9 protein-coding genes and 1 pseudogene are annotated in these 9708 nt (G+C 61.4%); 8 read left to right on the forward strand and 2 right to left on the reverse strand.

The window, feature by feature from the left end; translation table 11 throughout:
• On the forward strand, positions 1 to 317 hold a 317-nt coding region (locus KBT70_RS09785), incomplete at its 5' end, for a class II aldolase/adducin family protein (RefSeq protein WP_296632090.1).
• Positions 318 to 344: 27 nt separating this feature from the next.
• Here the strand turns inward: KBT70_RS09785 and KBT70_RS09790 are convergent.
• The gene (locus KBT70_RS09790; RefSeq protein ID WP_296632093.1) at positions 345 to 1229 is read right to left on the reverse strand and encodes an HAD-IIA family hydrolase; all 885 of its coding nucleotides are present in this window, start codon (positions 1227 to 1229) and stop codon (positions 345 to 347) included.
• A gap of 301 nt (positions 1230 to 1530) precedes the next feature.
• Here KBT70_RS09790 and KBT70_RS09795 point away from each other — a divergent pair, with 301 nt between their 5' ends.
• The 7 genes from KBT70_RS09795 (at position 1531) to KBT70_RS09825 (ending at position 9248) form a co-directional block, all read left to right on the forward strand.
• Positions 1531 to 2307, forward strand: a complete 777-nt coding sequence (locus tag KBT70_RS09795; protein ID WP_296632095.1) for a DeoR/GlpR family DNA-binding transcription regulator — start codon at positions 1531 to 1533, stop codon at positions 2305 to 2307.
• Positions 2307 to 3341 (forward strand): ABC transporter ATP-binding protein, encoded by a 1035-nt coding sequence (locus KBT70_RS09800; protein WP_296632097.1) that lies wholly within the window; start codon positions 2307 to 2309, stop codon positions 3339 to 3341. The genes KBT70_RS09795 and KBT70_RS09800 overlap by 1 nt, the downstream gene beginning before the upstream one ends.
• A gap of 42 nt (positions 3342 to 3383) precedes the next feature.
• Positions 3384 to 4640 carry an ABC transporter substrate-binding protein gene (locus tag KBT70_RS09805; protein ID WP_296632100.1) on the forward strand — a complete coding sequence of 419 codons (1257 nt, stop codon included), beginning with the start codon at positions 3384 to 3386 and terminating at the stop codon, positions 4638 to 4640.
• 77 nt (positions 4641 to 4717) lie between these two features.
• Positions 4718 to 5611 (forward strand): sugar ABC transporter permease, encoded by an 894-nt coding sequence (locus KBT70_RS09810; RefSeq protein ID WP_296632103.1) that lies wholly within the window; start codon positions 4718 to 4720, stop codon positions 5609 to 5611.
• The gene (locus KBT70_RS09815; protein WP_296632106.1) at positions 5608 to 6417 is read left to right on the forward strand and encodes a carbohydrate ABC transporter permease; all 810 of its coding nucleotides are present in this window, start codon (positions 5608 to 5610) and stop codon (positions 6415 to 6417) included. Before KBT70_RS09810 ends, KBT70_RS09815 begins: the two co-directional genes overlap by 4 nt.
• Before the next feature lie 3 nt (positions 6418 to 6420).
• A complete protein-coding gene (locus KBT70_RS09820; RefSeq protein ID WP_296632108.1) occupies positions 6421 to 7218 on the forward strand; it encodes a metallophosphoesterase in 798 nt (265 codons plus the stop codon).
• A 122-nt stretch (positions 7219 to 7340) separates the two neighbouring features.
• Positions 7341 to 9248 carry a heavy metal translocating P-type ATPase gene (locus KBT70_RS09825; RefSeq protein WP_296632111.1) on the forward strand — a complete coding sequence of 636 codons (1908 nt, stop codon included), beginning with the start codon at positions 7341 to 7343 and terminating at the stop codon, positions 9246 to 9248.
• A gap of 24 nt (positions 9249 to 9272) precedes the next feature.
• Here KBT70_RS09825 and KBT70_RS09830 read toward each other — a convergent pair.
• Positions 9273 to 9708 (reverse strand): annotated as a pseudogene (locus KBT70_RS09830) (AMP-binding protein); the annotation flags it as partial.

Genomic DNA, 9708 nt, shown 5'->3' on the forward strand with positions numbered 1-9708 from the left:
TGGCATTCGAGGATGAGGGCGCGCGCTGTGCGCGGCTTTTGACCAACCCGCGCCACAAGGTGCTGATCATGGGCAACCATGGTGTGATGGTCATTGGCGACAGTGTCGCGGACACTTTTAACAGGCTCTATTACTTCGAGCGCGCCGCCGAAACCTATATCCGCGCCCTGCAAACCGGGCGGCCATTGCGGGTGCTGTCTGACGAGGTGGCGGAAAAGACCGCACGAGAGCTTGATGATTATCCCGGTCAGGCGGACCGGCACTTGTCGGAGCTCAAGGCGATTCTGGACGCCGAAAGCTCGGATTATGCGCAATAGCGACGCGGGTCTGTGGTCTGCGCGGGGTCAGATGCGTGACAGACGCCAGGTCGGAAAGAGCTTGGCCTGACTGAAATAGGCACAGGTATCCTGGCCAGAGAAGAGCCCGTCGTGCTCGACGAGAACCGTCTTCCAGCCCTGCGCTGCAGCGCCGAGGATATCCGTGTGAAGCGTATCCCCGCACATGACAATCCGGTCTGGTGACAGGCCGGGCAGAGAGGCCGCGGCCATCTCGTAGACCGTGGGGAAGGGTTTGCCAAAGAACCGCACGTCTGGGATGCCGCGATCCGCCAGCAGATGCCCGAAATAGCCGGGCTCCAGCGAAAACCCATGTTCGCGGGGGGCGACCAGATCGGCATTGGCAATGATGAGCGGTCTGGGCCGCTTCAACAGTGCGGCGTCGAGCAATGCCTGTCGGTCCAGAGACCAGACTTCGGTCGAGAGGAACAAAAACCCCTCGACCTGATCATAGCTTGTGGGATCATCCACGAGGCGCCGTGTGGGGGCCGTGATGTCGGACAGATTGTCCTGTGGTGCGGCGATACATCCCCATAACCGCCCGTCCAGATGCGCCAGCGTCGCGTCGCGGCTGGTGATGATCTCGTGGTCCTTGACCCCCATACCCAGTTTCTGGAATTTGGACACCGCCCCTGCATGGGTGTAGCTGGCCGCGTTTGAGAGAATCCGAATCTGACACCCGATCTCGCGCAATTCCCTCAGGCGTTGCGCAGCACCGGGAATCGCGGACTCGCCGATATTCAGCACACCGTAAGCGTCAAAGACAAAGGCATCGGCATGGCCAGCAATGTCGTGCAGAGATGTGATTTGCGATGTGCTGGCCGGAGGGCTGGCCGAGGGCAGGCGATGGCGCACGGCCTCGTAGCGGTCAAATATGGTCGCGACAGTATCCATCAGCTTGGCTGGTTCCCTGACTTGGTCGAACTGCGTGCGCCGCAGCACTGGAGATGACATCCAGCTTGGGGAAAACTTACAGCGCACGTAAAAAATTGAAAGTCCAAAACAACAAAGCGACATTTCATACCTCTGTCATATTTCCGCGATAACGCTGAAAGCAACAGAAAACCCAACAGAAGTGGTTGATTCTTGAAGTGCGGCTTAGGAATTCACCTAAAATCTGTATGTAGTCTGTGCAGAAAAATGTTGCTTTGTTGCATTTCGTGCCCAACAATCGACCAAAACCATGGGAACTGATATGGCGTCCAAGAAAAGCAGGCGGCACGATCTCATTCAGCAGGTCGTTCAGGAACAGGGAGGGGTGAGCGTGGGCGCGCTCGCCGAGATGTTCGGCGTGTCGATGCAGACGATCCGGCGCGATCTTGATATCCTCTGCGACGGCGACTCGTTGCAACGCTCCCATGGGCGCATCGAACTGGCAGAGGGGCGGCGCAACACGCCGTTCGATCAGCGCGCAGGCACGAATCTTGTAGGCAAGCGCGCCATTGCCAATGCCGCGGCGGCGCTGATCCCGAATGGGGCGACGGTCTTTATCTCCATTGGGTCGACCGTGCTCAGCGTGGCGCGGGCGCTGCATCGCAAGAAGGAATTGACCATCGTCACCAATAATCTCAGCGCGGCCATGGCGCTGAGTGAAGAGATTTCCAACCGCATCATCCTGCCGGGTGGGGAGCTGCGCCTGCCGGACCGCGATTTCGTGGGTGAGGACGTCGTCGAGTTCTTTGACCGCTACCGCGCCGAATTCGCCCTTTTTGGAACGGCAGGGATCGGAGCGGAAGGCGAGTTGCTGGAATTTCATCAGGCCGAGGTGCGGGCAACCCACCGCATGTGGCAGAACGCGCGGAAATCCATTCTTGTCATAGACCACAGCAAATTCGGCCGCCTCGCCCCTGCCGTTGGCGGCAATATCACCCAGATCGACCACATCATCTGCGACCGCCCGCCTGCTGCGCCGTTTGACCACCTGGTCGAGCAGCTTGGCGATCGGATCACCTTTGCAGAGGATGCCGAGTGATGCCGGACACGTTTGTCGAGGTGCAGAATGTCGCCAAGCGCTGGAATGGGCAGCTTGGTGTCGAGGGCGTTTCCCTGTCCATCCCGCGCGGGTCGTTTGTGGCGCTGCTCGGTCCGTCCGGGTGCGGGAAATCGACCACTTTGCGGCTCCTGTCGGGGTTGGAATTGCCGGACGAAGGGCGGATCATCATTGATGGCAAGGACGTGACCACCGCCGCCCCGTCCGAGCGCAATCTGTCGATGGTGTTTCAATCCTATGCGCTCTTTCCGCATCTGAGCGTTGCCGAGAATGTGGTGTTTGGCCTCAAAGTGCGCCGCGTGCCCGCCGCCGAGCGGCGCGAGAAGCTAAAGCGCGCGCTCGAGATCACCGGGCTTTTGGGCTATGAGGCGCGCAAACCGAGCGCGCTGTCAGGGGGGCAGCGACAGCGCGTGGCGCTCGCCCGCGCCATCGTGGCCAACCAGCCGCTGTGCCTGATGGATGAGCCGCTGTCGAACCTCGATGCCAAGCTGCGCGCGTCTGTGCGCAAGGATATCAAGAAGCTGCAACTCGATCTCGGGATCACCGTCGTCTACGTGACCCATGATCAGACCGAAGCCATGAGCATGGCCGATCGTGTCGTGCTGATGAAGGATGGGCGCATCCAGCAATCCGGCGCGCCGGAGGATCTCTATTACCGCCCGACCAACACCTTTGTCGCCGAATTCGTGGGCGCGCCGCCCATGGCGCTGATCGACGGCGCGGCTCTGCCGGGGTTTGAAGGGGCGGCCAAGATCGGCCTGCGCGCCGAGAGCCTGCGCATGGCTGACGCAGGCAAGGGGCGGCTGAAATGCCGGGTTTCAGAGTGCGAGTTCCTGGGCTCGGAGACCTTCGTGGGGTTGACGCATGCGGGCGCACGCGGGCTTACGATTTCGATGCCGGGCCTGCGGCACATTCCGGCGGGCGAGGACCTCGAAATAGATTTTGCCGACGAGGATCTGCATTTCTTCGACACAGAAGGAAACAGGCTTCGGCATCCGAATGGCGTGACTGTGTGAGGTCACGTTCGAATGACCACGTTTAATTCAAGGGAGAAAATCATGAACACCATCAGAAAGATCAGTCTGGCAACGGCATTGGCGACCCTGACCGCCGCCCCGGTCGCGGCGCAAACCGCACTGACGATGTATTACCCGATTGCAGTTGGCGGTGCGCTGACCGAAGTCGTGGATGGCATCGTCGCCAAATTCGAAGAGGCCAACCCGGATATCAAGGTCAACGCGATCTATTCGGGCAATTACGATGACACGCGCGTGCGTGCGCTCTCGGCCATGGCCTCGGGGGAACCTGCGCAATTGGCGGTGCTCTTCTCCATCGACGCCTATGACCTGATCGAGCAGGAAAAGATTATAGCCTTTGAGGATATCGAAGGCGTAAACCAAGGCTGGCTCGACAGCTTCTATCCCGCGCTGATGGCCAATAGCCGGATCGAGGGCAAGACATGGGGTATCCCGTTCCAACGCTCGACCATCGTGGCCTATTACAACAAGGACATGTTCCGCGCCGCAGGTCTTGATCCCGAGGCCCCGCCCGCAAATTGGGACGAGATGGTGAGCATGGGCAAGGCCCTGACCAAGGATGGCACCTATGGGCTGATGATTCCCTCGACTGGCTATCCCTATTGGATGTTTCAGGCGCTCGCCATTCAGAACGGGAAAGAGCTGATGTCGGGTGACGGGCTGGAAACCTATTTCGATGACCCGGCAGTCGTCGAGACACTGGAATTCTGGAAATCGCTCTCGACCGAGCATGGCATCATGCCCGAAGGCACGGTCGAATGGGGCACGCTGCGTCAGGCCTTTCTCGAAGGGCAGACCGCGATGATGTGGCATTCCACCGGCAACCTGACAGCGGTCAAGAACGAAGCCAGCTTTGATTTCGGGGTGTCGGTGCTTCCGGCGAATGTGCGGCCCGGCTCGCCCACTGGCGGGGGCAATTTCTATGTCTTCGAGGACACCACCGACGAAGAGCGCGCCGCAGCCCTCAAGCTGATCGAGTTCATGACAGCGCCCGAACAGGCCGCCGAGTGGTCGATCGCAACCGGCTATATGGGCGTGTCGCCCGCGTCCTATGAGACCGAAGCGCTCAAGGCCTATACCGCAGAGTTCCCACCGGCTCTTGTAGCCCGCAACCAGCTTGAAAACGCCGTCGCCGAATTCTCGACCTTCGAGACAGCGCGCGTGCGCGACGGGCTCAACAACGCCATTCAGGCGGCCTTGACGGGCAGCAAAGCGCCCGCTGACGCCCTCGCCGAGGCGCAAGAGGCCGCAGATCGGCTCTTGAAAGACTACCGGTAATCCGTCGAGCGGAATTGCGTTCCATCGGCGTCGGGCACCCGCCCGGCGCCGATATCTGATAGGGCAAAAGGCCGATCATGGCAAACCACGTGAACATCGAGCGCCGCAGACAGGCGATCTACGGATGGCTCCTGCTATCGCCTGCCGCGATTCTGCTCGCGACCTTTGCCGTTTACCCGTCTTTAGCGACGCTATGGACAAGCGTCTTCAGCCGTGGAACACGCCGGAAACCCAGTGAATTCGTGGGCACAGAGAATTACACCGACCTCTTCGCCGATCCGACCTTTTGGAAGGTGGTGACGAACAACCTGATCTATGCGGGTGCTACGATTCCCATTTCCATTGCGATTGCCCTTGGCATGGCGCTGTGGGCCAATTCCAAGATCCCGGCACGCGGCTTTGTGCGGACCGCTTATTTCACGCCCACCGTGCTGCCGATGATTGCTGCCGCAAATCTCTGGCTGTTCTATTACACGCCGGGACTGGGCGTTCTGGATCAGATCGGCGCGCTCTTTGGTCTGCCGTCTGTCAATTGGCTGGGCCAGCCGGAAACCGCACTTTGGGCGGTCATCATCGTGACGATCTGGAAAGAGGCTGGGTTTTTCATGATCTTCTATCTCGCCGCGCTTCAGACCATTCCCGAAGACCTAAAGGAAGCTGCTGATATCGAGGGGGCCAGTCGCCTTACCTATACGCGCCGGATCGTGCTGCCGCTCTTGATGCCGACCACGCTCTTCATCATGGTCAACGCCCTGATCAATTCGGTCAAGCTGATCGACCATCTCTTCATCCTGACCAAGGGCGGGCCCAACGACGCCTCGAAACTGATCCTCTATTACATCTGGGAAATGGCATTCGCGTTTTTCGATGCGCCGCAGGCGGCGGCGATGACGATCCTTGTGCTGCTGGTGCTCGGCCTCGTGGCAGGGATCAAATTCACCATTCTCGACAGGCGGACACATTACCAATGAGCGGCTTGTCCCGACATCTCGAAACCTTTGGTGCCCTCCTTTTGGCGGTGGTCTGGATTTCGCCGTTGGTCTTTGCCGTTTGGGCGGCGTTTCACACGACCTCGGATGCGGTCAATTTCAACCTCGCCGCGCCATGGACGCTGGACAATTTCCGCACCGCATGGGCTGGTGCGCCGTGGCTCAAGTATTTTCTCAACACCTTCCTTCTGGTGACGGTCATTTTGATCGGGCAGTTCTTTGTTACGACGCTGGCGGGGTTCGCCTTTGCGCAGGTGCGGTTTCCGGGCCGGGATGTGGTGTTCATTCTGGTGTTGATGCAGCTATTCATTCTGCCTGAGGTTCTCATCGTCGAGAATTACGTGATGATCTCGCGCCTTGGGCTCTTTGACACGATCCTCGGCGTGGGGATGCCTTATATGGCGTCTGCTTTTGGTATTTTCCTGATGCGTCAGGCCTTCAAGGGTGTGCCGATCGAATTGCACGATGCGGCCCGCGTCGAGGGCTGCGGCTGGTTCGGTATTCTGTGGCGGGTCTATGTGCCCCTCGCGAGGCCTACCTATCTCGCCTATGCGCTGGTGTCGGTGTCGACCCATTGGAACAACTTTCTCTGGCCGCTGATTGTCACCAACTCGCCCGATACCAGACCGCTGACTGTCGGTCTGTCGATCTTTGGTGCGCCCGAAAACGGCGTGAACATCAGCGTGATCTCGGCGGCAACGATCATGTCCGTGGCCCCCTTGCTGGTCGCCTTTCTCGTCTTTCAGCGGCAGTTCGTGCAGGCCTTTCTGCGCACAGGGATCAAATAGAGCATGGCGCGATTTATTCATCTGTCGGACCTTCATGTGGTCCCCGAGGGGCAGTTGGTCTCTGGTCAACTCGACACAGCCCACCTTTTGCGGGTTGCGATAGACACGCTCATCCATCGGCTTGATGCAATTGGGCCGGTGGATGCGGTTCTTGTGACTGGCGACATCAGCGATGATGGCAGCGCCGAGAGCTACGAGATTGCGCGCCGGGAACTCGAGCGATTGGGGCACAGATTGCTGGTGGTGCCGGGCAATCACGATGATCGAGAGGCGTTCAGAGCGGGGTTTTCCAACCTGCCCGAGATGCGGCGAACAGGCCTGATCGACTGGATCGCAGATATCGGGGATACGCGCGTCATTGGCCTTGATACGCTGATTGAAGGCAAGGGCGGCGGTGTTCTGCGCGACGAAAGTCTCGCGCTCTTGTCCGAGGCGCTCGCCGCGGCGGGGGGCAGGCAGATACTGGTCGCGCTGCATCATCCGCCGCTTCGGACCGGTATCCGCTTCATGGATGCCATCGGTCTGGAGAACCCTGACGCCCTGCGCCTCGTGCTGGATCGGCATGATGCGCCGGTGCGGGTCTTGGCGGGGCATGTGCATGGTGTCTATCATGGCCTTTTGGGGCGGCATCCGGTTGTAACGGCCCCGTCCTGCTGTAGTGCGTTTGCGCTCGACCTACGGGCGGGCGCGCCGGTCGGGTTCATGACGGGGCCCACGGGATGCGCGCTGATTGACACGGGCGCGGGTGGGGTCTGGACCGAACTGCCATTCCACTATGGTGATGGACCTTTCGCGTTTTGAGTTTGACCCTCCTCTAACGAACTAGGCTAACCTGCGTTAAAACGCGGACTCGACGCCATGTCCGGGCTGAGCGATCATGCGCATAGCGCAAGGCGCGTGCCTTGCAATGGAGCGCAAATCGCATGGACCAAACCGGATCGGACCGCCTCAAGACCGCGCTCCTGCTGCTGGCGGTGGCCGGTCTGGTCATGGGGCTTGGGTTCTATCTTGCGGGTGAGGCCAAGATCGCCGACCTTTTTTGGACGGCTGGGGTTCTGCCCGCGCTCGCAGCCCTTGTGATCGAGATCCTGCGCAGCCTTAGCCGGGGCGAGGTGGGTCTCGATATCGTGGCAGCGCTCTCCATGACGGCGGCACTGATATTTGGCGAAACCCTTGCGGCGGCGGTGGTCGCGGTGATGTATTCGGGCGGCACCTTTCTCGAAAGCTTTGCCGAAGGCCGCGCCCGGCGCGAGATGCACGCTCTCTTGTCGCGGGTGCCACGCACGGCGACAAGGCATCGGAACGGCGGGCTAGAGGATATCCCCCTCGACGAGATTGCACCGGGTGACCGGCTGCTGATCCGGCAAGGGGATGTTGTGCCGGTTGACGGCGCGGTGGCGTCTGAAGCGGCCTTTGTCGACACATCGGCGCTGACGGGCGAATCCCTTCCGGTGCGGCTGATGCGTGGGGCTGAGGCGATGAGCGGAGCCACCAATGCGGGCGAGGCGTTTGATCTCACAGCCCTGCGCCCTGCCAAAGACAGCACCTATGCCGGCATCGTCCGACTGGTCGCCGAGGCTCAGGCGTCCAAGGCGCCGATGTCCCGGCTGGCAGACCGCTGGTCGCTTGGGTTCCTGTTGGTGACGGTCGCCATTGCCTTTGCCGCATGGTGGGTCTCGGGCGATCCGATCCGGGCGGTTGCGGTGCTGGTCGTGGCCACGCCCTGTCCGCTGATCTTGGCCGTTCCAGTGGCACTGGTGGCGGGCCTCTCGCGCGCCGCACATTTTGGCGTGCTTATCAAGGGTGCGGGTCCACTCGAGACCATGGCGCGTATCCACACGCTGATCCTCGACAAGACCGGCACGCTCACGGATGGTCGCCCGCAGATCGTGTCCATCGCGCGCGCGGACGCCACGAGCGAGGACGAGATCCTGCGCGTGGCCGCAGCCCTCGATCAGGCGTCGAAGCATCCCGTGGCACAGGCGGTCGTCGCGGCGGCAAAGTCGCGGGGCCTTGTCTTGCCCGTGCCTACCGAGGTGGCAGAATTCGCCGGTGAGGGGGTCGTGGGTAATGTCGAGGGCCGCCGCGTCATTGTGGGCGGGGATGGCTTTGTCGCCAGGCGTGTCGGGCGCGTGTCCGGCGCGGCGTCCAGCATGGCCGCCGGATCAGTTCTGGTTGCCGTCGCCATTGACGGTCACATGGTGGGACATCTGGTGATGTCCGATCCGCTCCGCGATGGCACGGGTGCCATGCTGGACGGGCTGCGGCGCGAGGGCGTCCGGCGCATCCTGCTTGCGACGGGCGACCGCGCCGACGTGGCCGAACGTGTGACCGAGGGGCTTGGTCTCGATGGGGTGCGGGCGGGCCTCACGCCGGATCAAAAGGTTCTGCTGGTTCTCTCCGAGCGCAAGCGCGGTCCGGTGATGATGGTGGGGGATGGGGTCAATGACGCGCCTGCGCTTGCAGCCGCCGATGTTGGCGTGGCCATGGGCGCGCGCGGGGCTGCAGCCTCGGCCGAGGCGGCGGATGTGGTGCTTTTGGTGGACCGTATCGACCGGCTGGTGCCGGGGATCGAGATCGCCCGCGCCGCGCGCCGGATCGCGGTGGAAAGTGTCGTTGCAGGGATCGGCCTCTCGGTGGTTGGCATGATCGCCGCCGCCTGTGGCTATCTCACGCCGGTGCAGGGTGCCCTGCTGCAAGAGGCGATTGATGTTCTCGTGATCCTGAACGCGCTGCGCGCCCTGCGCATCAATCCCCGCGCCCTCTCTCCCGTGTCCTTGCAGGGCCCGTTGCCCATCGACCTTGGTCAGCAGAAAAAGAGCGTCGCGTGATTGCTTGCGATGTCCGCAGCTGCGTCAGGGATTGGGTTCAAAATCCTGCGGCAACAAATCCCGGAGTTTGACGCGTTGGATCTTGCCGGATGGTCCTTTCGGCAATTCTTGCAAAAAGTGGATGTGATCGGGGCTCTTGAACGCCCCGAGCCGGTCCGCGCAGAGCGCCAACAGAGCTTCCTCGGTCAGCGTCGATCCCGGTATGACCGCAACCGCCGCCTCGACCCGCTCGCCATAATGCGGGCAGGGGCGGGCAAAGGCTGCGGCCTCGACCACATCGGGATGCGCGTAGAGCACCTCGTCGATTTCGCGCGGGGCGATGTTCTCGCCACCTTTGATGATCAACTCCTTGAGGCGTCCGGTGACATAGAAATACCCCTCCGCGTCCTTGCGCCCCAGATCGCCTGTGCGCAGCCAGCCATCGGCGGTGAAACTGTCGCGAGTGGCCTCGGGGTTGCGC

This window comes from Roseovarius sp. (assembly GCF_018066915.1).
GTDB lineage: Bacteria > Pseudomonadota > Alphaproteobacteria > Rhodobacterales > Rhodobacteraceae > Roseovarius.